Source organism: Bacteroides sp. MSB163 (assembly GCF_036416795.1).
GTDB classification, from domain to species: Bacteria; Bacteroidota; Bacteroidia; order Bacteroidales; family Bacteroidaceae; genus Bacteroides; species Bacteroides maternus.
In genome coordinates this window covers 5,983,031-6,007,629 of the sequence record NZ_CP143867.1, presented here as the reverse complement: position 1 = coordinate 6,007,629, position 24,599 = coordinate 5,983,031, and the positions used below count along the sequence as shown (strand labels likewise).

Annotated in this window: 11 protein-coding genes; 9 read left to right on the top strand and 2 right to left on the bottom strand. The window is 42.5% G+C overall.

The window, feature by feature from the left end; all coding sequences use genetic code 11:
• Positions 1-13 precede the first annotated feature (13 nt).
• Complete coding sequence (locus VYM24_RS23595) at positions 14-4,024, top strand: hybrid sensor histidine kinase/response regulator transcription factor (protein ID WP_330941045.1); 4,011 nt, start codon at positions 14-16, stop codon at positions 4,022-4,024.
• A gap of 9 nt (positions 4,025-4,033) precedes the next feature.
• Here the strand turns inward: VYM24_RS23595 and VYM24_RS23590 are convergent, their stop codons facing one another.
• Positions 4,034-4,516: a PepSY-like domain-containing protein gene (locus VYM24_RS23590; RefSeq protein ID WP_330941044.1), complete on the bottom strand. Its 483-nt coding sequence runs from the start codon at positions 4,514-4,516 to the stop codon at positions 4,034-4,036.
• Between the two features lie 67 nt (positions 4,517-4,583).
• Positions 4,584-6,698: a tetratricopeptide repeat-containing sensor histidine kinase gene (locus VYM24_RS23585; RefSeq protein WP_330941043.1), complete on the bottom strand. Its 2,115-nt coding sequence runs from the start codon at positions 6,696-6,698 to the stop codon at positions 4,584-4,586.
• A gap of 255 nt (positions 6,699-6,953) precedes the next feature.
• On the opposite strand from VYM24_RS23585, the gene VYM24_RS23580 reads away from it, so the two are divergent.
• From VYM24_RS23580 to VYM24_RS23545, 8 genes are all read left to right on the top strand, one after another.
• On the top strand, positions 6,954-9,521 hold the full coding sequence (locus tag VYM24_RS23580) for a glycoside hydrolase 5 family protein (RefSeq protein WP_330942288.1): 2,568 nt from the start codon (positions 6,954-6,956) through the stop codon (positions 9,519-9,521).
• Positions 9,522-9,568: 47 nt separating this feature from the next.
• Positions 9,569-10,753: a glycoside hydrolase family 53 protein gene (locus tag VYM24_RS23575; protein WP_330941042.1), complete on the top strand. Its 1,185-nt coding sequence runs from the start codon at positions 9,569-9,571 to the stop codon at positions 10,751-10,753.
• A 25-nt stretch (positions 10,754-10,778) separates the two neighbouring features.
• The gene (locus VYM24_RS23570) at positions 10,779-13,256 is read left to right on the top strand and encodes a glycoside hydrolase family 2 TIM barrel-domain containing protein (RefSeq protein ID WP_330941041.1); all 2,478 of its coding nucleotides are present in this window, start codon (positions 10,779-10,781) and stop codon (positions 13,254-13,256) included.
• Positions 13,257-14,130: 874 nt separating this feature from the next.
• Positions 14,131-17,226, top strand: coding sequence for a SusC/RagA family TonB-linked outer membrane protein (locus VYM24_RS23565; RefSeq protein ID WP_291549333.1), 3,096 nt, complete (start codon positions 14,131-14,133; stop codon positions 17,224-17,226).
• A 21-nt stretch (positions 17,227-17,247) separates the two neighbouring features.
• Complete coding sequence (locus tag VYM24_RS23560; RefSeq protein WP_330941040.1) at positions 17,248-18,873, top strand: RagB/SusD family nutrient uptake outer membrane protein; 1,626 nt, start codon at positions 17,248-17,250, stop codon at positions 18,871-18,873.
• 22 nt (positions 18,874-18,895) lie between these two features.
• The gene (locus VYM24_RS23555) at positions 18,896-20,080 is read left to right on the top strand and encodes a SusE domain-containing protein (protein WP_330941039.1); all 1,185 of its coding nucleotides are present in this window, start codon (positions 18,896-18,898) and stop codon (positions 20,078-20,080) included.
• Between the two features lie 28 nt (positions 20,081-20,108).
• Positions 20,109-21,524 carry an Outer membrane protein SusF domain-containing protein gene (locus VYM24_RS23550; RefSeq protein WP_291549337.1) on the top strand — a complete coding sequence of 472 codons (1,416 nt, stop codon included), beginning with the start codon at positions 20,109-20,111 and terminating at the stop codon, positions 21,522-21,524.
• A gap of 252 nt (positions 21,525-21,776) precedes the next feature.
• Positions 21,777-24,599, top strand: a complete 2,823-nt coding sequence (locus VYM24_RS23545) for a DUF4961 domain-containing protein (RefSeq protein WP_330941038.1) — start codon at positions 21,777-21,779, stop codon at positions 24,597-24,599.

The following is a 24,599-nucleotide window of genomic DNA, read 5'->3' as shown; positions in this document are numbered from 1 at the left end:
CGTAACCCGGCATATGCACAAACCAGTTCTTTTTCTTTTCATTCTGTTACAAATCTGGCTTCCTTGCACTCTGGCAGGGCAGAAGTCCGATTACAGGCTGTTTGATAATATCAGTCTGGGGACGGAAGCATCCGTTATCAGTTGTTTCCTGCAAGACACGCAAGGACTGATATGGATAGGTTCCAACAAAGGACTGTTCAGTTACGACGGCTATTCCTCACAACCGCATTTCACTTTCGGTGAGCGCAGCAATACGCGCATTTATTGCGGTGAAGTGGTGGACAGCACTTATCTCTATATGGGTGCGGACAATGGCTTGCTGATTTATAATTACCGGACAGACACCTACCAAGAACCGGAAGCGGACTTCCCGACCGACATACGCACACTGGCATTGCGTGACGGCGTGCTGTGGCTGGGAACACTTAACGGTCTTTACACCTACTCACCTGAAACCCGGCAGCTCTCCGCCATCACCGAAGGACTTCCGCATCAGACCATTTATTCCATTATCCGCGCCTCGGACGATAACCTCTACATTGGCACGTACAACGGCTGTTGCCGCTACATCCCCGCTACCGGACGCTTTGAAACCATAAACCTTCCCGTCACTGGGGGAAGAAGCAACCAGTTTGTCAATTCACTTCTGGAAGATACCGCACGCAGTTGCATCTGGATAGGCACAGAAGGATGTCTTTTCAAATACACCCCTGCCGATGGGCATACACGGCGGATAGATGCTTTTCATGATAACTCCGTCAAATCTCTGGCACTGGACGGAAACGGACAATTGCTGGTAGGTACCGATAATGGTCTGTACGTCTATCAGGAGGACGAACCCCTGTTGCACGTTGTTCATGACTCCCGAAACCTCCAGTCCCTTTCTAACAATATCATCTGGACCATTTTTGCCGACCGCGAGCATAACGTCTGGCTGGGTACGGATTACGGCATCTCCATGTCCCGCCATAACAGTGTGTTGCGTCACATCCCTATCTCGCAGATTACCGGAACAGGGGAGGGCAACCAGTTCTATTCCATGCTGCGTGATGCGCACGGAACTTATTGGTTTGGTGGCACCAACGGCCTCATTCGCTTCACCGCTCTTATGGATGGGGAACAGGACGTTGCCTGGTATAAGATGGGAGACAGGAAATATCCTTTGTCCCACAACCGGGTACGCCATCTTTACGAAGACCGTGAACAACAACTCTGGGTGGCTACGGATGGCAGTATTAGCCGCTACGACCCGGCGAAACGCCAGTTTATACATTATAACATAGTGGACAGCACCCGCCGCTACAACGCCAATTGGACGTATAGCCTTTTTGAAGACCGTGACGGGCGACTTTGGATAGCTACCTGTCTTGGTGGCATCTTCGTGGTGGATAAGGAAAAACTCATGCGTTCTTCCGGCGGACTCTACATGGCGGAGAAGACTTATTCCATCCACAACGGCCTGTCCGGCATGTTCATCAACCAGATGATTCCTGACCGGGAAGGGAATGTATGGGCGCTGCTCTATAACAGCCCTAACAGTATCGAAAAGATAAATCCCCGTACAGGCGAAGTCACCCATATTGCCGCCGGTGAACTGAAAGGCGAGCGTACTCCCAACTTTATCCTTTGTGCCGAAGACGGCTACATCTGGATAGGTTTCCCCGGCGGAGTGATGCGCGTGACTCCCGAAAACGACAGTATCCGCATGTTGCCCTTTGATGCCTATAATCATTACGAAGTGCTTTCTATGGCCGAAGCCGACGGCCGCATCTGGATCTCTACTACCGACGGTTTCTGGGTAGCAGACCAGCAGACGCTGGAAATCCGTCGGTTGAATATCACCGATAAACGTTTCACCAGTATGTTCTTCGACCGGACAAGCAGAGAATTTTACTTGGGTACGGCAGATGGCTTTGCCATATCTTCACCGGAAGCTCTGCTGGCAGAACACACTGAAAAGTCGCTTATCCTAACTGCCATTTACATCAATAACCAACAGTATCATCCCAATGCCTCACAAACAGATGTCTCACATTCCGGTATCGGACGCCCCGGCACTTCCTCATTGCCCGGACAAAGTATCCGTTACTCGCAACGGATAGAACTGGCTTATGACCAGAATAATCTTGCCTTTGAACTTTCCGATCTGCCTTATTCTCTTGAAGAGAAAAGTAAACTTGTATATTGTCTGGAAGGTGTGGATCGTAAGTGGAACTTGCTGAAAGCGAATACGAACCGTATCACTTATAATAATCTGAGTTATGGAGACTATCGTCTGCTGGTGAGCAAGTTGGACGCTTATGGAAAACCATCGGACCTGGCTTATACATTGGAGGTTCATATCATTCCGCCCTGGTACTATACTCTGTGGGCCAAGGTACTCTATGTTTTGCTCTGTCTGGTACTGGTGATCTGGACCATCAACTTCTTCCGCGTTAAGAACCGCTTGAAGCTGGAGCGTATGGAGAAGGAGAAGATTCTGGAACAATCGCAGGCGAAGATGGAGTTCTTCACCAATCTTTCCCATGACTTGAAAACTCCGTTGAGCTTGATTATCGCCCCTATAAGCAAGTTGCTGCCCGGCATCAAGGATCAGCAGGAGAAGAAACAACTGGAGCAGGTACATCGAAATGCCATGAAGCTGAATTCACTTATTCATCAGGGGCTGGACTTTAACCGGGTGGATAGTGGAAACAATACATTACTGATACTTTCTCAAATCGAACTGGTATCTTTTGCGCATGGCTTGTTCACCTTGTATGCAGAGGAGAAGGCGAAAGAGAAGAAGCTAACTTTCCATTTCCATACCGACCGTGAAAAGATATACATACAGATGGATGCCATAAAACTGGAATCTATCTTGGATAACCTTTTGTCTAATGCCGTGAAGTATACTCCGGAAGAGGGTGAGATAACGCTTCGTTTACAGGCTTCTGATAAAGAAGTGCATATCTCTGTATCCGATACTGGTATCGGTGTTCCCCGTCAGGATCAGCCGTATGTCTTCCAGCGTTTCTTCCAGTCTCCCAAGACGGCAGGCAAAAAGGAGGGAACGGGTATCGGACTATATTTGGTAAAGACTTATACGGAACTGCACGGCGGTAATGTCCTGCTTTCTTCTGAAGAGAATAAAGGTACTGTCATTACGCTGACCCTTCCGGTGATTGCTATGGAACAGTCTGCCGTAGAGGTTTCTCCGGAAACTGTTTCTTCTGATATCGAACCTGTCGCTGCCGGAGTTGAAGTTGTGGTTCCAGATACAGGTATGCCCACTTCGGATGCCCCATTGCTTCTGATTGTGGATGATACTCCGGAGGTTTCAGAGTTTATTTATCAGATACTGCATACCAAATATCGTTGCCGTTTGGCGGAAAATGGTAAGATAGGTATGGAACTCACTATGGAATTAATGCCCGATCTGATTATAGCTGATGTCATGATGCCCGTAATGGATGGGCTTGAAATGGTGCGTCATATCAAGAAGAATATTCCCACATCCACTATTCCCATTATCTTGCTGACAGCGAAAAGCGATAAGGAAACAGAGCTTGAAAGTATCCAGTTACATATAGATGCTTTCATTCCTAAACCCTTTGAACCGGATATTTTACTTTCGCGCGTGGAGCAGTTATTACATAGCCGGGAGACGTATGAGGTGAAAGCCCGTATGGAAGTTCTTTCCACTCCGAAGGAGATAGAGGCGGTTTCTTATGATGAGAAGTTTCTGGCAAGCGTGATTCATTTGATTGAAGAACATATCTCGGACTCCGAACTGAATGTGAATGCCCTTTGCGAATGGACCGATATCAATAACAAGCAGATGTATCGCAAGATAAAGCAACTGACGGGCATGACACCTGTGGAATACATTAAGTCCATCCGCATGAAAAAGGCGGCTATGCTGCTGAAACAGCAGAAGTTTACTGTGGCCGAAGTGATGTATATGGTTGGTTTCTCCAATCATTCTTATTTCTCTAAATGCTTCCAGGCAGAGTTTGGGGTGACGCCGAAGCAGTATGTCTGAGAGGCTCTTTTATAAGAAGACTTCCGCACCAAGCAGGTTGTTGAAATAGGTTGCGTTGCGTTCATCCTCCAATCCGCCGTCGAGAGTGAACAGTAGCTGGTATCTGGTCTGTGTATTCGCCATTCCCACAATTACGGAAACCACCGCTTCTCGTTTAGGAAACTGAACTAAGGTGACTTCCTGCACCATTCCATCGGAATATTCGCTTGCTGCAAAAGCATTGTACACGGCATTGGGCACTTCATCCATCGTTTCCCAGTCAATCTGTCTCATTTCCCATTGTGCTTCGGAGTTGAACCAGACCTTTGTGTCGAAACCATTCTGTATAAAGTCCGCTACATAGTAAGTCTCATCCCGTGACCAAGCAACATCCTTGGCGGCAGGATACATCTTTTTCAGTGCTGTCTGCACATTGACAGGCGCATAGTCGGCCAGGGCCGGAACTGATGTCAGGAGCATCAGAAGCAAGAAAGAATACGTCAACTTTTTCATTGTTCCTTCATTAGATTGTTATCGTTTCGAAAAGAACAACGAGTGGTGAGTTTTGTTTAGCAGGACTTTATTTATCAGGAATACTGTCCAGTGGAAGTATAAACAGGAAGCGTGCTCCTCCGGTGTAATTCTTATCCAGTTTCACTTCCCCTTTTAGGCGTCCGGCAATGATGGAACAGATATTCAATCCGAGTCCTGTGCCCTGTTTAAATTCATCCAGCTTGCTGAACCGGTCAAAAACGCAATCTGCCTGGTCTGCCGGAATTCCCGGGCCGGTATCTGCAACGGAGAAGGTTATCTTTCCCGGATTCTCCGTAAGAGAGCAATGAAGGTGAATCTCACCCCGTTCCGTGTGTTTCTCCGCATTGGTCAGGAAATTGATAAGTACCTGTTGCAAGCGTTCTTTATCCGTTACGAACAAGAAGTCATTCGGCACATCGGAAGTGAAATAAGACTTCACTTCTTTCGGATTACGATGCACTACGGAAACCATTGCTACCTGGCATAATTCATTGCAACGGTGGGGTGCCAAATGCATTCTGTATTTACCACTTTCCAGACTGGCAAGGTCGAGGACATCATTGATCAGCGTAGTCAGCAACTCGGAATTCTGCTGGATGAGCATGCTGAACTCAGCTTTTTCTTCTTCGTCTACTTCCATATCCGGAGTGGATAAAACTTGTGAGAATCCGACTATGGCATTGAGCGGCGTACGTATCTCATGGCTCATGTTTTGTATAAAGAAGCTTTTCATCCGGTCTGACTCCTCGGCGTGATCGCGCGCAACGGTGAGTTCTTCGTTTTTCTCCTGTAGGATAGCCATTGTTCTGCGACGTCTGTACAGGTAGAATATTAGGAAGCAGGTGAAAAGAAACAAGAATGAGAGCACAAGACTGAGGGTTACGATGTAATGTTGAGAGGCGCTTTGCTGCTCTTTTAAGATGGCTTTCTGTTTTTCCGCTTCTACATTGAGACGTGCCAGTTCCAGATTCCGGTTCTTCAATACCAATCTGCTGTTCTCAGCATTTATCTTTTCCAGTTCAGATTGTGACTTAGTCCGCTCCAGTTCCAGTTGGGTATTCCTCAAGTTGAGTGCTGCATTCTTATATTCCAGGGCCTTGGCATCCAGTTTTATGCGTTCGTTGCCTATCTGTGCATTCAGTTCGGCGATGTCTGCGGATTGTACCAGGCGATTGATTGAATCCTGATATCTGTGAATCAACTTATTATATATATAGGCTTTTTCATAGTTTCCTGATTTCAGATATAACCCGTGGCGTATCTGATAAATCTGTAATGGGCTTCCTATTGAATCAGCGGCTATATATGCCTGATCGTATTTTTTATCCAGAACAAGTTTGCAGATACGTAAACGCAACAAAGCTGATTTGCGGATAACACCATATTGTTCGACCAATTGCAGGCATTCTTCATAGCAAGTGTTAAAGTCATCAATTCGGTCCATGCTATACAGAGTCTGACATTTGTCCATTAGAGCTGCTACCCGGCTCTCGTTGGTTTTAGATGTTTTCACCGCTTTCTCATTGTATTCCAATGCAACTTCACCTTCGTCTTTCTTTCGGTAATACTCAGCAAGGTTCATATAAAGGTATGACGGATCTTGTTCTGGCAAATGCTTCAGCATGTATTCCAAAGCATTTTTGTAGTACTCGGCTGCTACTTCGCTATTCTGACGCATATAGTAGATGTGTCCCAAGGTACGAATACACGAAAAAATTCCGTAGTTGTGCTGGTCTTTGAAAGCCTGTTCTTTCATTTCTTCGGCTTTGTGCAGGGCACGCAGTGAATGTCCGTTGTTAAGGAGCCAATTTATTTCGCTCGTATATGCGGAATAGTAATATTGCAGATAGTTGTTTTTGCGTGCCTCTTCCTTTAATCTGGTGGCTGCCTGTTCCAGTTTCTCATAATTACCGGAACTATAGTAGAAACTTACCGGAATAGTAAGTGCCAAACATTGTGCTTTTTTGTCTTTCTTTTTGGTTGCTTCTGCATAAAGAGTGTCAGCGATAAGCAATCCTTGGGGATAAGTTCGTGATTTGGTGGCACGCTGAAAAAAGGGGTATAAAGAGTCATCGATCTTATAAGGGTTGTTTTGTGCTCCGGCAGGAATAAAAAGTCCTGTAAGAAGTAGTAAAATTAGTATGTTAGTGTATCTTTTCATCTTATCTTTTGCAAAGGGATGTGGCAAAGATACTTTTTTATGCTTAATAATTACAAGAAAATGGAGAAAAAGTAGTAGTCTTTTGATTGAGAATTTCCGACTGTTGTTGTGCTTATTGTTCATAAATGTTGTGTGTATATTGTTGATAATCAGGTAATGTCCTTTTTGTGTTGTTTTATGTCCGATATCTGCTTTGATGAATATTCGCCCTCCATTACTTTTGCCGTCAAGAAAAACCAACTTGAATTTGATGACATGCAGAGACACATTCTTATCTTGATTACTTGTTTGCTGGCAGTAGTTGCTCCGGCACAGAACAAAGTACAAAAAAGCGTTCCTACTATTTATGTAGATGCCGGCGGCGTCATGCGTTGGTCGGACACGAAGAAAGAAGCTTCTTTCTTTGGTGTGAACTATACCTTACCTTTTGCACATGCCTACCGGGCGATGGGCTATTTGGGAGTGGACCGTAAAACGGCTATCGACCGTGATGTCTATCACATGGCACGCCTGGGACTGAATGCTTACCGTATTCACATCTGGGACGTAGAGATTTCCGATGCAGAAGGTAACTTGCTGGAAAATGAGCACCTGGAACTATTGGACTACCTTATCCATAAATTACAAGAACGTGGTATCCGTACCGTTATCACGGCACAGACAAATTTTGGTAACGGTTATCCGGAACGTAACCAACCCACTGGTGGCTTTTCATCTCATTATGATAAATGTGCCGTTCATAGCGATGCTGAAGCTATTGCTGGACAGGAAAAGTATATTGCTGCTCTTGTACGCCACGTGAATCCTTATACAGGTTATGCTTACAAAGACGATCCTTATATCGTAGGCTTTGAAATAAACAACGAGCCTTGCCATCCGGGCACTGTTGTTGAGACGCGTAATTATATAAATAAAATGCTGTCCGCCCTAAAGCGTGCAGGCAACCGTAAGCCGGTATTCTACAATGTGAGCCATAACCAGCATGTGGTAGAGGCTTACTATTCTACAGCCATACAAGGTACTACCTATCAATGGTATCCCATTGGACTTGTATCCGGACATACCCGTAAGGGGAACTTCCTGCCTTTCGTTGACCGTTACGATATTTCTTTCTCCAATCTGAAAGGTTTCAAAAAGAAGGCTCGTATGGTTTATGAATTTGATCCCGCTGATATTCTTTATTCCTATATGTATCCGGCCACTGTACGTACTTTCCGTACAGCCGGTTTCCAGTGGATTACTCAGTTTGCCTATGATCCTATCGACATGGCGGCATACAATACCGAATACCAGACTCATTACCTGAATGTAGCATACACCCCGAATAAGGCTATCGGATTGATGATTGCCGCAGAAGTGGCGCAGAAAGTGGGCAGGGGAGAGAGTTTTGGCAGTTATCCGGCAGATACATTATTCAATGATTTCCGTGTCAGCTACGTGCAGGATTTAAGCGAACTGAATGACGGAGAGAAATTCTACTATTCCAATACAACTCAAACCCGTCCGAAAGATATTTCTCAGCTTCGCGCAATTGCAGGTTGTGGCAAATCTCCGGTGGTGAATTATGAAGGTACGGGAGTTTATTGGCTGGATCGTTTGGAAGAGGGTGTTTGGCGTTTGGAAGTAATGCCCGATGCCGTACAGATTAGTGATCCGTTTACAAAGCCTTCTATGGATAAAGAAGTAATGCGCATTGTTTCCGGTGTATGGGATATGACTCTGAATTTACCTGATTTAGGTAAGCAATTCCGGGTGAACGGCTTGAATAATGGAAATACATTCAGTACACAAGCTGCGAATGGTAAGATTTCGACCCTTCGTCCAGGTGTCTATCTGCTACAGCGTGAAGGTATTTCTGCTTCCGGTAAATGGACTGCTGATGCTCATTGGCAGAATATTACTCTTGGTGAATATGTGCGTCCATCCATTTCAGATAATAAAGGTTTTACTGTTACTCATTATCCTGCCAAGACAGTAGATGCTAGTAAAGATTTACAGATAGAGGCCATTGTGGCGGGTAATGAAATGCCTGATTCCGTTATTATCTACACAGATAAGATATCTTTCTGGAATGAAAAGAATCCTTATCTGAAAATGAATCATGCAGACGGTTACACTTACCGTGTTACCATACCTGCTACAGAGATAAAAGAGGGTTGTTTTAGGTATAACATCGTCGTTTGTCAAGGCGATAAGCGACAAACGTTTCCTTCGGGAGTAGCCGGGAGTCCGCTGGATTGGGACTATACTTCGGCTACCCTGTGGGAAACCAATGTAGTCGCTCCTAAAAAATCACTGTCTCTGCTGGAAATAGTGGATGCTGATAGTAAATTGGAAACATATACTATGCCCGAATGGAGCCGTACGAACCGCCAGTTAATACAAAATGCACCGACAGAGAAGCCTACCCTGCGCATCACCTTCGAGTCTAAAGATAAGGCACCCGTCTTTGTTCTTCGTTGCTACATTAAGGGTGATATCGACGGACGCCCTGAGCGACTGGCTTCCTGCCGTACCTTGTGCATCCATGTAAAGAAGATTCCCGAAGGACTAAAAGCCGGCTTCATTACTTCTGACGGATATACCTATCTTGCTTCGTGTACCGCTACGGCTGATGGTATCATTCGTGTACCCTTGCAGGATTTAAAACAAACGAATACCGCTTTACTTCCCCACGCCTATCCTGTCTTCCTTGATCATTATTTCCGTCCGCAGACTGAAATACCTTTCAGAGTAGAGGGGATTGAAACTCTTGAACTCTCCTTTGACGGAGTTGCTGAAAAGATAGCGGAAATAGAGATAGGAAGTATCTGGCTTGAATGATTATGCTTTTATTCATTATATTTGTATCATTGATAACTATATTTGCCATGAAACACATGAAATTTTTGTCTTTCTTTTTGGGTATTGCTTTTGCTATAATAGCGTGTAGCAGTAATAACGAAACAATTCCTGCACCGGAGGTCGATCCCGACGGTGACGATGGAACTACAGAGGTGGAATTTGCCAAAGGTGCTGACATAGGGTGGGTCACCGAATACGAATCCAAAGGTTACCACTTTTATAATGCCAAAGGTGAGCAGCGTGAGTGTACGGCTCTGATGAAGGAACTGGGACTTAATGCCATCCGTATTCGCGTATGGGTAGACCCGAGCAAACATGGCAATTGGTGTAACACTGCCGATGTGGTGGAGAAGGCCAAAAGAGCCAAAGAGTTGGGGATGGATGTAATGATAGACTTTCATTACAGTGATTGGTGGGCCGACCCTGCCCAGCAAAACAAACCTGCGTTATGGGTAGGAAAGAATCTGGGAAATTTGAAAAGTGCCATTAAAGACCATACGGTGAGTGTGCTTCAGGCCTTGAAGGAGATAGGGGTTATTCCTAAATGGGTGCAAGTGGGGAATGAAATTCGTCCGGGCATGTTGTGGGATGAAGACGTGGCTTTGAGCGGTGCATCTTATAATGTGACGGAGAAGGATTTGAAAGATGCACCGGCAAGTGCTACCGACAAAGTGGTATATCCTATGAATTGGGCCAACCTTGGTGTTTTCGTCACTACCGGATACGATGCTGTGAAGTCGGTTTTTCCCGATGCTATTGTGATTGTTCACTTGGACAATGGATGGGACAGCGGTTTGTTCACTTGGTTCTTCGATGAATTGAAGAAGAACGGCGGCAAGTGGGATATGATAGGTATGTCGCTTTACCCTTATTGGTCGCGTGATGCCAAAGAAGGCTATTCATCTGCCGATGCTGTCATTACGGACTGCATCAGCAACATCAAAGCTTTGAGTACCAAGTACAATTGTGATGTAATGGTGGTAGAAACCGGTATGGAGTGCGCCGATGACAATGGTAAGTTGGCAAGTACCTCTGTTTTAAACGAGGGAAAGAGGCAACTTGCCCGTATCTTGAAGGAGTGCAAGGAAAATACCAACGGTCGTTGTAAAGGAGTGTTCTATTGGGAACCGGAGTGCAGGCCGAGTCAATATAGGTTGGGAGCATTTACAGAAGGTGGCTATCCTACTGTTATAATGGATGCTTTTAGATAACATTAATTAAATACTTTGATTGAAAATGAAGAAGATACTATTCATCTCTTTCTCCTGCTGTATTCTTTTCTCTTTGATAGCAAAAGCTCAGCGTATAGAAACACTGTTGGAGAAGAACTGGAAGTTTACGAAAGGTGAAGTAGCGGAAGCCATGAAGCCTGAATTTGATGACCGTAAATGGGAAACCGTAACCGTACCTCATGACTGGGCCATCTTCGGTCCTTTCGATCGCAGCAACGACTTGCAGGAAGTAGCAGTAACGCAGAACTTCGAAAAGAAGGCTTCTGTCAAGACTGGACGTACAGGTGGACTCCCTTACGTAGGAATAGGTTGGTATCGTACTACGTTCGATGCTCCCGCTAATCAGCAGACGACACTTGTCTTTGATGGTGCAATGAGTGAAGCCCGTATATACGTTAATGGGCAAGAAGCATGTTTCTGGCCATTCGGTTATAATTCTTTCCATTGCGATGTCACCGGACTTCTGAATAAAGATGGTAAAAACAATACCCTTGCTGTGCGTCTGGAGAATAAGCCTCAATCTTCCCGTTGGTATCCCGGTGCTGGGCTTTATCGCAATGTACGTGTAGTGAGTACCGATAAAGTACATGTTCCTGTATGGGGTACTCAGCTGACTACTCCTCATGTTTCTGATGAGTATGCCTCAGTACGTCTGTTGACGACTATTGCTAATGATGAAGGAAAAGATCTCCGTATCGTAACAGAAATTATCTCTCCCGACGGGAAAGTTGTTGCAATGAAGGATAATACCCGTAAGATTAATCATGGTCAACCTTTTGAACAAAACTTCCTGGTGAATGCTCCTTGCTTGTGGTCGCCGGAGACACCTTATTTATATAAGGCTGTTTCCAAAGTCTATGCCGATGGCAAACAAACGGATGAATATACTACTCGTTTCGGTATCCGTAGCATAGAAATCATTGCCGACAAAGGATTCTTCCTGAATGGTAAGCACCGTAAGTTCCAGGGGGTATGTAATCATCACGATCTCGGTCCGTTGGGTGCTGCCATCAATGTTGCTGCATTACGTCGCCAACTCACACTGTTGAAAGATATGGGTTGCGATGCCATTCGTACCGCTCACAATATGCCTGCGCCGGAGTTAGTGCAACTCTGTGATGAAATGGGCTTTATGATGATGGTGGAACCTTTCGACGAATGGGACATTGCCAAATGTGAGAATGGCTATCACCGCTATTTCAACGAGTGGGCAGAATGTGATATGATAAATATGCTGCATCAGTTCCGCAACAATCCTTGTGTAGTGATGTGGAGCATCGGTAATGAAGTTCCTACTCAATGTAGTCCTGTTGGCTATAAAGTTGCTTCTTTCTTGCAGGATATCTGTCATCGTGAAGACCCGACACGTCCTGTTACTTGTGGGATGGATCAGGTTTCCTGTGTTTTGAAGAATGGTTTTGCAGCAATGATTGATGTACCTGGTTTTAATTATCGTGCACACCGTTATCTGGAAGCTTATGAACTGCTACCGCAGAATATAGTGCTTGGTTCCGAAACTTCTTCTACCGTTAGTTCCCGTGGCGTATATAAATTCCCTGTAGAGAAACGCGGGGATGCGAAATACGATGATCACCAGTCTTCCGGATATGACTTGGAGCATTGTGCCTGGTCTAATGTTCCCGATGAGGATTTTGCTTTAGCAGATGATTATGACTGGACTATCGGCCAATTCGTTTGGACAGGATTCGACTATCTGGGTGAGCCTTCTCCTTATGATACGGATGCATGGCCGAGTCATAGTTCGCTGTTTGGTATCATCGACCTTGCCAGCCTCCCTAAAGACCGTTACTATCTGTACCGTAGTCTTTGGAATAAGAATGTGAATACACTCCATGTACTTCCTCACTGGACATGGCCGGGTAGGGAAGGAGAGAATATTCCTGTCTTCGTCTACACAAACTATCCGACTGCTGAACTTTTCGTTAATGGGAAAAGTTATGGTAAACAGTATAAACTGACAGCCGAAGAAAGTAAAGCTATTCAAGGCAAAGATGCGCTTGCTCTCCAACGTCGTTACCGTTTGATGTGGATGGATGTTCCTTATGAGCCGGGTGAAGTGAAAGTCGTAGCTTATGATGCTTCAGGTAAAATAGCAGAGGAGAAAGTGGTCCGTACTGCCGGTAGACCTCATCACCTGGAAGTGGTAGCTGATCGTTTACAACTTACTGCCGATGGCAAAGACTTAGCCTATATTACAGTTCGCGTAGTTGATAAGGATGGAAACCTCTGTCCTTCGGATAGTCGTCTTGTTAACTTTACGGTGAAAGGTGCGGGTCATTATCGTGCTGCAGCTAATGGAGATGCTACTTCACTCGATTTGTTCCACTTGCCGAAGATGCCTGCTTTCAGCGGTCAGTTGACGGCAATTGTTCAGACTGCCGAGCAAGCCGGTGAGATAGTATTTGAAGCTAAAGCCAAAGGGGTAAAGTCCGGTAAACTTACACTTTATTCTTCAAAGTGATAAGGTATTGATTTAAGAAGATTTTCCATTCCTGTCCTCTCATTTGTGATTATAACAAATGTGCGACAGGGATGGGATATGTACGACCCATAATGGCTGCTTTATATAGGAGGCTGAATTAGTGAGGACAAGGATATAGCTAATTGTCATTGTGACAAATTGTATTTTAGGTTAGCTGAGACTGCGCTATTTTTGGTCGTAGACCTATAGAGTTGGAAATATGACAATGAAAAGAAACAAATGTCAGATTAATAGTTGAATAGCGAAATGATTACATTCGTTTTAGAATGAAATATTTATGGAAAATAGCTCTTATAGGTGAGAGACGTGATGCAAATAAGTGTATTGGCTGTAAGTAGTAACCCTTTTGTTTGTAAGTAGTAACTCTTTTACCTGTAAGTAGTAACCTTATCACCTGTAAGTAGTAACCCTTTTCTGTATAAATAGCGATCAAAACTGCAATAATATGCAGTATTAGTGCATTCTTATTCTTAATTTATTCGAAGAATGTGCTGGTTTGCGGATTTACAAAATGAGGTATGTTATGAAAATAGGGAATGGGCTACCATTATGGATGTAAAATAAGCGTTTCTATTGTTGTTTTGATATTTGGTAATTCTTTGTTCCTTGAAAATGATTATGTATTTGTCTATCTCAAAGACTAATTCTTTTCTTGTGTAACGCGCAATTTCCTGCAATCGTTTGCACTGTTGCTATTGCATATTTCTCATCTTTCTTATATTTTAATATTTTAATAAAGCATATTTTTGTTGCGTCGTGTTATAGATACCTTAAAAGCAAAAAAGCAATCGAAAGATAATTTCGAATATATAATATAGGTAATTAATATTGTTAACTTTAATTTTTTAAATGCATGAAGCAAGTTAATCTTAGAATCTATCGAATGATTCTTCCCCTATTGATGGGGTTATTCTTGTCTGTTAGCGTTTATGCACAGAACATCACCGTGAAAGGGCATGTAAAGGATGCCATGGGTGAGGTGATTGGCGCTAATGTCGTGGAAAAAGGTAATACCTCGAATGGTACAATCACCGACCTTGACGGTAATTTTACACTGAGTGTTCCCAAAGGGGCAACACTGGTGGTTTCTTTCATTGGATATCAGACGCAGGAAGTGGCTGCAGCTCCTTCGGTAATTATTACCTTGAAGGACGATGCCGAGTTGTTGAGTGAAGTTGTCGTAATTGGTTATGGTCGCGCTAAGAAAAACGATTTGACTGGATCGGTGACAGCTATCAAACCTGATGAAATGAACAAAGGTTTGCAGGTTAGTGCGCAAGACATGATTACTGGTAAGATTGCTGGTGTTAATGTTCAGAACAGTGGTGGTGAACCGGGTGGCGGAGCTTCAATTCGTATTCGTGGTGGTTCATCATTGAATGCCAGCAATGATCCGTTAATTGTAATAGATGGTCTGGCTATGGATAATTACGGTATGCAAGGTATGTCCAACCCTTTAAACCTTGTAAATCCTAATGATATTGAAAGCTTTACAGTGTTGAAAGACGCATCTGCTACAGCAATCTATGGTAGCCGTGCTTCTAATGGTGTGATTATTATTACCACTAAGAAAGGACGCAAAAATATGAAGCCGACTATTTCTTATAATGGAAATGTGTCGGTGAGTACTGTTACTAATAAGTTGGATGTGCTGAGTGCTAATGAATTCATGAACTTTATAAAGAACAAGAGTGGATTGGAAGGTGCTGACTGGGAAGCCAGTGAGTATTATAAGAATATGGGTTACTGGAGTGCATATAATGCTGACGGAACACCAGCTGATGGAGCTCAACACCTTTTTGCTGATACAGATTGGCAAGATGAAATTTACCGCACAGCCATTGCTACCGACCATAACATCACGTTGACCGGTGCTTATAAGAATCTTCCTTATCGTGTTTCTTTGGGTTATACAAAACAGCAAGGTATTCTTAAAACCTCAGACTTTGAGCGTTATACTGCTAGTGTGAGTTTGAATCCTACTTTCTTGAACGATCATTTGACTGTGAATTTTAATGCCAAAGGAATGTATTCTAATACAACGTATGCTAACACCAGTGCTATTGGTGCGGCCAGTGAAATGGACCCAACAAAACCTGTTATGATTGACAGTGAATTCTACAACAAAAACTTTGGTGGGTATTTCCAATACAGTTCACCTGTAGATCGTGGTGATGATGAATGGAAATATTCTATTAACTCTCTGTCTACGCGTAATCCTATGGCTTATTTGAATACAACTTCAGATAAGGGTAAAGGTAAGGAGCTGACTGGAAATATTGAGTTGGATTATAAAATTCATGGTCTTGAAGATCTCCATTTGCATGTGAATGCCGGTATGGACTTGAAGAGTGGTAAGAGTGACAAATATTATAGCCGTTATAATTACGACAATTATTATTATGGCAGTCAGGGCTGGAATACTCAGGATACTTATAATCTCTCACTGAATATGTATGCCCAATACACTAAGGATTTCGGTAAGAATCATCATTTCGATGTAATGGGGGGGTATGAATGGCAGCATTTCCATAAGGAAACTGATTATTACTATTACGGTACTTATCCTGATACCAATAAGGAACATCCAGGTGAAATAAAAGACCCATCAGAAAATACTCTCTATAAAACTGAGAATTATTTGGTATCTTTCTTTGGTCGTTTGAACTATTCGCTACTGGATCGTTACTTGCTGACTGTTACGCTGCGTAATGATGGTTCTTCACGTTTCCATAAAGACAATCGTTGGGGATTGTTCCCTTCTGTTGCGGCTGCATGGAAAATCAATGAAGAAGCTTTCCTCAAAGATTCTAAAGTCGTTTCTGATTTGAAACTTCGTTTAGGTTGGGGTAAAACTGGTCAGCAGGAAGGTATTGGCGATTACACTTATTTTGCTTCTTATACGACTAATGGTTTGGGGGCATATTATCCAATTGTAGGCAATGGTATGACTTACCGTCCTGATGCTTATAATGCCGCCCTGACTTGGGAAAAGACTACTACCTACAATGCTGGTATTGATTTGAGTCTTTTAAATGATCGTTTTACTGTGAATTTAGATTATTATTACAGAAAGACTACTGACCTTATCAATACAGTGGCTGTTGCTGCAGGTTCTAACTTTAAGAATAAGGTTACAAGTAATATTGGTGAGTTACATAATCAAGGTGTCGAATTGTCGTTCACTTATCGGCCTATCCAAACGAAAGATTGGCGTTGGGAATTGGGTTATAATATAACTTATAATGACAATAAGATTGATAAACTGTTAGCAAGTGATGATGCTGATTATAAAATCCTGCATGGAGGTCTTGCAGTAGGTGATTCTGGTTCAGATGGTATTAAAGCTTGGGCTGTGGGACATCCGGTATCAGCCTTCTATACTTATCAACAGGTTTATGACCAGAATGGCCAACCTATTGAGGGGCAGTTTGTAGATCGTAATGGAGATGGTACTATCAACTCGGCAGACCGTTATTTCTATAAAAAAGCTGATGCTGATGTGATAATGGGTATGACGTCTAAATTGATTTACAAGAATTGGGACTTCGGATTTTCTCTTCGTGCAAGTCTTGGCAATTATGCTTATAACGGTGTGGAAGCCGGGCGCTCGAATATTTCTGTAGAACGTTTATTTAATGGCAATACATGGCACAATGTAACTAATATGACCATGGCTAAAGATTGGAGTTATATTTCTACGGAAGATGCTTTGTCTGACTACTTCATTCAGAACGCTTCATTCTTGAAGTGCGATAATATTACTTTGGGATATAGCTTTGAGAATTTGTTTGGAATGAAAATTAGTGGTCGTGCTTATCTTACAGCTCAGAATGTCTTTACAATCTCTAAATACAAGGGTATTGATCCGGAAATCAATGGTGGCTATGATGGAAATATTTACCCCCGTCCATTCACTGGTGTATTTGGTGTAAGTCTTAATTTCTAAACCATATTATAGAAAAATAACATGAAAACAAAAATACTGAAATCAATAATACCTGCTGCGGCACTTGCGCTAACATTGAACTTTAGTTCTTGTATAGGCGACTTGGATGTCAGTCCAATTAATCCGCAGCAAACGATGGAGTTCGATAATGATGCCGTCTTCAACAAAATTTATGCTAGTTTTAGTCTGACAGGGCAATCAGGACCTAATGGCAATGGTGACATTGATGATGTTGATGAAGGACGTTCAGGTATGTTCCGCTCTCAGTGGTATCTCAACGAATTTACCGCTGACGAAGCACATTGGGTATGGGCAACAGATGCTGGTATACCGGAATTGCTTCACAACTCATGGGGGGAAAGTTGCGTATTTTCTGCAGCTCTTTATTATCGTCTGTATTTTACAATTACGCTTTGTAACTTCTATTTGAGTCAAGAGGGTAATGCGGCAGACCAAGAGATGCGTAATGCAGAAGTACGTTTTATACGTGCTTATAACTATGCACTTGTTATGGACTTGTATGGAAATGCGGCCTTTACTGAAGCCGTGTCTGCTGAAATGGCTGTAGGTTATACAAGAAGCCAGTTCTTTGAATATGTTGAGAAAGAATTAAAAGAATGTGCTGATTTGATGGCGGAACCTGGTAAAAACACTTACGGTCGCGCTGACCGTGTAGCTGCTTGGAACCTATTGGCACGTATTTATTTAAATGCAGAAGTCTATACAAGTACACCTCGCTGGGATGATGCCATGACTTATGCTGAAAAGGTTATTAATAATGGATATTATCATCTTAATACAACGGGAGCTACTAATCCGGTAACTGGTGAGAAATATACAGGTTATCAAATGTTGTTCTTGGCCGATAATAATCGTAATGGGGCACAATATGAGAACTTATTGGTAGGCCTTACTGATGGTGAAACTACCAAAAGTTATGAAGGAACCAATTTCCTTATTCAAGCTTCTTACTCTAATAAAGTGCCGACAGACAATTATGCTCCTTCAGGTGCTGATAACAATTGGGGTAAATGTATTCGTCTGCGTAAGCAACTTATTGATAAGTTTTTTGCTACTAAGCCTGCTGAAGCTGCAACATTGCAGGATATGATTACTGCTGCTAATGATGATCGTGCATTGTTCTTCAATAAAGGAATGGATATTTCTGTTTCCGATGAAGGCACTGATGAAAATTTGGGGTATAGCTGTGTGAAGTTCCGCAATGTTAATTCTGATGGAAGTAACAATGCTGTTATTGAGTTTGTCAATACGGATTTACCTGTTATGCGTATAGCTGAGGCGTATTTGACTTATGCGGAAGCTTCAGTTCGTAAGAATGGTGCTACTGGTAATAGTAATGCCAAAGCAAAAATAGATGAATTGCGCACCCGTGCACATGCTCCTGTAAAAAGTACTTATACATTGGATGATATCTGTGATGAATGGAGCCGTGAGTTCTGGCTTGAAGGACGTCGGCGTACCGATCTTATTCGCTTTGGTAAATTTGCCGGACAGTCCAGCTATAAGTGGGAATGGATGGGAGGAGTTTATGAGGGTAATCAATTCCCCTCTTATATGAGTATTTTCCCTTTACCGGTAAATGAAATCTCGAATAATAAAAATCTGAAACAGAATACAGGTTATTAATCTCTAAATGAAAACAAGGAATATGAAAAAATATATTATTGCATCTTTGTTGGCAGGTGTTGCTCTTATGGGTTTTACATCGTGTGAAGATGACAGAGACTCCAATCCTACCTTGACGGTACCTGATAGTTTTGTGCTGAATACACCTGCATTAGCTGGTAATGTGTATGATTTAGCTAATTGTGAGGGGATTGAACTGTCATGTAAACAACCGAATTTTGGTTATACGGCTGCTGTAAGCTATTATCCGCAACTTTCATTAACTGATGAATGGGAAAATGTGCTTGATGAGAATGGTGAAATTGTAGGCAATCCAAAATTTGTACAATTGGAAAGTTATAGTACGAAGGCTAAATTTGATGTTGTGGCTAAAGATTTCAATAGAGCCATTATGAAGATAGGTGGATATACAGCAGAAGAACAAATACCGGATAATTTGGATGTATATGTACGTCTTAATGGTGTTCTGAATTCAGGCCAAAATACTTATTCAAATAGTATAACAATGAAAGTTAAACCTTTCTTCCAGGCATTGGTTGCTGCGGATACAGAATTGTGGTATCTTATCGGTGCTTGTGTAGGAGATGGTGCATGGGGATCGGAAATCGGTGTTTCTGTTTATCCGATGTCTCCAGTAGAAGGTGGTAAGTTTGATGAGGCAACGGGTAAAGGTCCTCTTACTTATACAGGTTATTTCACACCCGAGCTTGGCTTCAAGATTATTCGTGTTCCCGGTGAGTGGGCTGATCAATGGGGTGGTGTTGATGGAGATATTAACCAACCTCGTCTGAAAGATGATACTGGTGAAGGTGCGGATTTTAAAGTTCCTTCGGCAGGCTACTATCGAATTGATCTTGATTGTTATACAAACACTTTGACATTTACTGCTCTTGATAAGGACCCGGCAGAGTACCAGCAGATGATGATTGCAGGTGACTTTACGAATTGGGGTGATGGAGCTGTGCACATGTCTCCGGTAGATACTTATGCGGGTGCTCGTCCACATGTATGGATGTATGATATGAGTATAACTGAAAATACAGGAATGAAGTTCCTCGTTGATAGCAGTTGGAATCCTAATTGGGGCGGTGATAAGTTCCCGTTTGGTTGGGGTGTTGGCGGCGGTGCTAATATTCCTGTAGAGGCTGGCGATTATCGAGTCATCTTTAATGATATTACCGGTTACTATCATTTTTACAATAAATAATAATGCATAAATAAATAATTTGATTAGTATGAGAAAATCATTCATATATGGTATAGTTCTTACAACCGCGTTTCTTAGCGGTTGTAAGGGTGATTATGATGACTGGGCAGCTCCTCAAGGTTTTGATGCGGAGGAAGCTAAAAATATAAACGTGAATATTACACCTGCTGCGGGCATTGAAATGGAGAATGTTACCACTGAAACTATTCAGCTTTTTACTGCGTCGGTAGATGCTCCGGAAGGTATGGAAGTTACTGCTTATGAAGCTGTACTGAGCAAAATAGATGAGAATGGAGTCGCACAGGGAAAAACTATCTTGGCAACTGATGCTTCAGGAAATGTATCTACTAAAGAAGTTGTGAGTGCAGTAGAAAGCTATTATGGTAAGAATCCGATTGCACGTAAATTGGCTGTAACTGTAATGGCATACATTAAACAAGCTGAACAGGCTTTTTGTGTAAGTTCCAATCAGGTAGAAGTACAAGTAACGCTTATTAAACCTGATATCTCAGAATCGTATTATCTTGTTGGTGATATGGTTGGATGGAATGAAGCGAGTATGGTAAAATTCACTCATAGTGATGTGAATGTTTATGATGATCCTGTGTTTACCATCTCCTTTACTACAACAGTTGATGATCAGTATTGGAAAATCATTCCTCAAAAGAATATTGATGCAGGTGATTTTTTTGCAAATCCTGGAGTTGTAGGTCCTAAAGTGGATGGAGATGATGCTATGAGCGGTCAACTCGTGAATGAGGGTGCCGGTGCAGGAAAGATTGCGAAAGCCGGTAAGTATAATATGACCATTAATATGATGGATTATACTTATGAAATTACGGAAGCTCCTACGGAACTTTATATGACGGGCAGTGAATACTCTTGGGGTGGTGTATGGAAACAACTTACTCCGGTAAATGGTACAGGTACTGATTATTGGACGATTGTATATTTGAGTGTTGGCGAAAAGATTAAGTTTGCTCCGCAGGCTGGCTGGGGAAATGATTTCGGTGGTCAGGCAACGGTGAATGATGAGGCCGGTGCAGGTTTGGTTGCTGATGCTGATAATAATTTAGAAGTTAAGAACGCCGGTTGGTATCTGCTTCATGTTGTTAATGGTGTGGAACGTATAGTTAATGTGTTGGTTCCGAATGTTTATTTGATAGGGGATACGGCTCCTGCAGGATGGAGTGTTGATGAAACGGGAAAGTTTGTTATTCCGGAAACAAAGGATGGGGAATTTGTATCTCCTGCATTCATGACAAATAAAGAAGTGCGTATGTGTGTCAGTTTTGGTGGCTATGATTGGTGGAAAGCGGAATTCATCGTTCTCGATGGAAAGATTGTTTATCGAGGCAACGGTGGCGACCAGGAACGGGTAAGCGTTTCAGAAGGTCAGAAAGCTTATTTGAATTTCACTGACGGTACAGGAGTTTTTAAGTGATTCTAGTTTAGAATTTAAATTAAGCCCTCTTTCTCATTTTTAATATGAGGAAGAGGGTTTAGCTTGTTTTTTAGGCTGCTCAAGTTACTTAAAACAAAATCTGATATATTTTGCTTTATATTCATAAAAGGAATATATGCTTTGGCTCATGCAACCGTTTGCACTACTTCTTCTCTTGCTTCTGTTTCAAGCACTTGATAATTTGGGATAACTACTGTACTTTTGAACCATTAACTAATAAATTGATACCGAATGAAAAGACTCTACGCTTTTTCTATTTGTTTGTTAGCTGTTTTAGCCATGCAAGCGCAAATAGTAACCACTACTCCGGCTTTCCCGACGGAGAATGATGAAGTCACCATTATTTTTGATGCAACGAAAGGTACGGCCGGATTGAAGGGCTTTACCGGTGATGTGTATGCACATACAGGGGTGACAATTGGGGGCACAGCTTGGCAATATGCTCCGACATGGGGAGATAACTCAGCAAAGTATAAAATGACTTCACTGGGAAATGATAAATGGCAATTAAAGCTAACTCCTAGTATTCGTGAATATTATGGCGTTAAGAGTGGCGAAACTGTAACACAGTTAGCTTTCGTGTTTCGTAGTGCTGATAAATCAAAAGAAGGAAAGGAAACAGGTGGTAAAGATATATTCGTAGATGTACATGCTGTTGGTTTAACCGTTCGATTCGACCAACCTGCTGAAAAAGAAAATATACTTATTGGTACACCTTTTACGATTAAAGCTTCTGCCTCTACGGCTTCCGATTTGAAGCTTTATGTAAATGCGGACGAAATAGCTACAGCAACTAATACTACTACTATTTCCCAACCTCATACATTCTCAACTGCCGGAAGCTATACTTTGAAAGTAGAGGCTACTGCTAATGGTAAAACAGAATCAGCTACACAAGAAGTAACAGTACTGAATGGAACAAGTACTTCGGAAACGATGCCTAAGGGAGTACGTCCCGGTATTAACTATATCAGTGATACGGAAGTAACTTTGGTATTGCAGGCTCCGGGTAAAAAGTATGTGTATGTGGTAGGTGACTTTAATGATTGGACGCCTAAAGCAGACTATCAACTGAAACAAGACGGTGAATATTTCTGGATAACTCTTTCAGGCTTGGTTAAAGGTGAAGAATATGCTTTCCAATATTTGGTAGATGGTTCTATTTATGTGGCAGACCCATATACAGATAAAGTTTTGGATCCTTGGAATGACAAGTATATCGAGAGTACAACATATCCGAATTTGAAAGCCTATCCGACCGGAAAAGCAGAAGGTATTGTTTCCGTCCTGCAAACAGGACAGACTGCTTATAACTGGAAAGTGAAGAACTTTGAGCGCCCTGCTTCTGAAAAGTTGGTTATTTATGAAATGCTGATTCGTGACTTTACTGAGGAACATACTTTTAATGCTGCAAAAGAAAAACTGGAGTACTTGAAGAATCTGGGGGTAAACGCAATAGAACTGATGCCCGTTAATGAGTTTGAAGGAAACACGAGTTGGGGGTATAATCCTTCATTCTATTTTGCCGTAGATAAGTATTACGGTACAAAAAATGATTTAAGAGCTTTTGTAGATGAATGTCATGGTCAAGGGATGGCTGTTATTATCGACCTTGTGCTGAATCATAGCTTTGGTCAGTCTCCTTTTTATCTCCTATATAGGGATGCGGATGGAAAACCTTCTGCTGATAATCCGTGGTATAATCAAGAATCAAATATCAAGAATCCGAGCCTTTCATGGGGATATGATTTCAATCATGAGAGTGAGTATACCCGTGCTCTGGTAGATAGTGTAGCCGGTTTCTGGATGTCAGAATATAAAATTGATGGTTTCCGTTATGACTTTACAAAGGGTTTTTCTAATACCCCTTATGGATCGAATGACTGGGCAAATGGACCGGATAATGCACGTATTGCTAACTTGAAGCGTATGTCGGCTGCCGTACAAGACCGTCAGCCAGGTGCTTATGTTATTTTTGAACATCTGGCAATTACCAATGAAGAAAAGCAGTTAGGAGATGCGGGTATCTTGTTGTGGCGTAATATGAATCATTCATATTGTCAAACTGCAATGGGATGGACTACAGAAAATGATTTCAGTGGTTTATATGCGGGAACGAGTATGCCTGCCGGTAGTTTAGTGGGGTATATGGAGAGTCATGATGAAGAGCGCACCGGATTTAAAGCCTGGAAATGGGGAAATACCGGAGTAATAGCATCAACAACGAGTAAGAATGACGGAATAAGCCCTGCAACAGGAAGTAATATTAATCTCTCTACCCGTACCAAACGTTTAGCCACCAATGCGGCCTTCTTCCTTACCGTACCTGGACCGAAGATGATCTGGCAATTTGGTGAGTTAGGATATGATTTCTCAATAAATAACAACAGTGACGGTTCTAAATATGATGATCAAGGTGGTTATCGTACTGACCCCAAGCCAATACGTTGGGACTACTTTGAAGATGCTGATCGAAAGAAATTGTATGAAACGTATGCTGCTCTTTTAGATTTACGTCATTCCTATCCTGAACTGTTTGCTTCAAGCACTACATTTAGCTGGAAAGTAGGTACCGCTAACTGGGACAATGGACGTACTTTGTCGGCTACTTCCATTGACGGCAAGTCTCTTGTAGTTGTTGGCAACTTTACATTGGCAGATAAGAACCTTTCTGTAACTTTCCCGGAAACAGGTACATGGTATGAATTGCTGAAAGACAATGAGCCGTTGAATGTAACAGGTGCTACACAGATTATTGCTGTTCCTGCCCATGAATTCCGTCTCTTTACTAACTTTAAACCGACTCTGACAGGTATCGAGACTACTGCTCCTGATACAGAAAAGCCTTTGATATATTACAATAGAGGTATGGATACTTTGGTGCTGCCTGCCGGAGAAGCTAAACGCGTAGAAGTATATTCTGTGAATGGAATGCTGGTGATGACACAGGAAAAATGTACTTCTGTCGGTTTGTCTGTTTTGCCTGTTGGTTATTATATGGCACGGGCTTATATGGAAGATGGCAGAGTACAGGTTTGCAAAATAATGAAATAG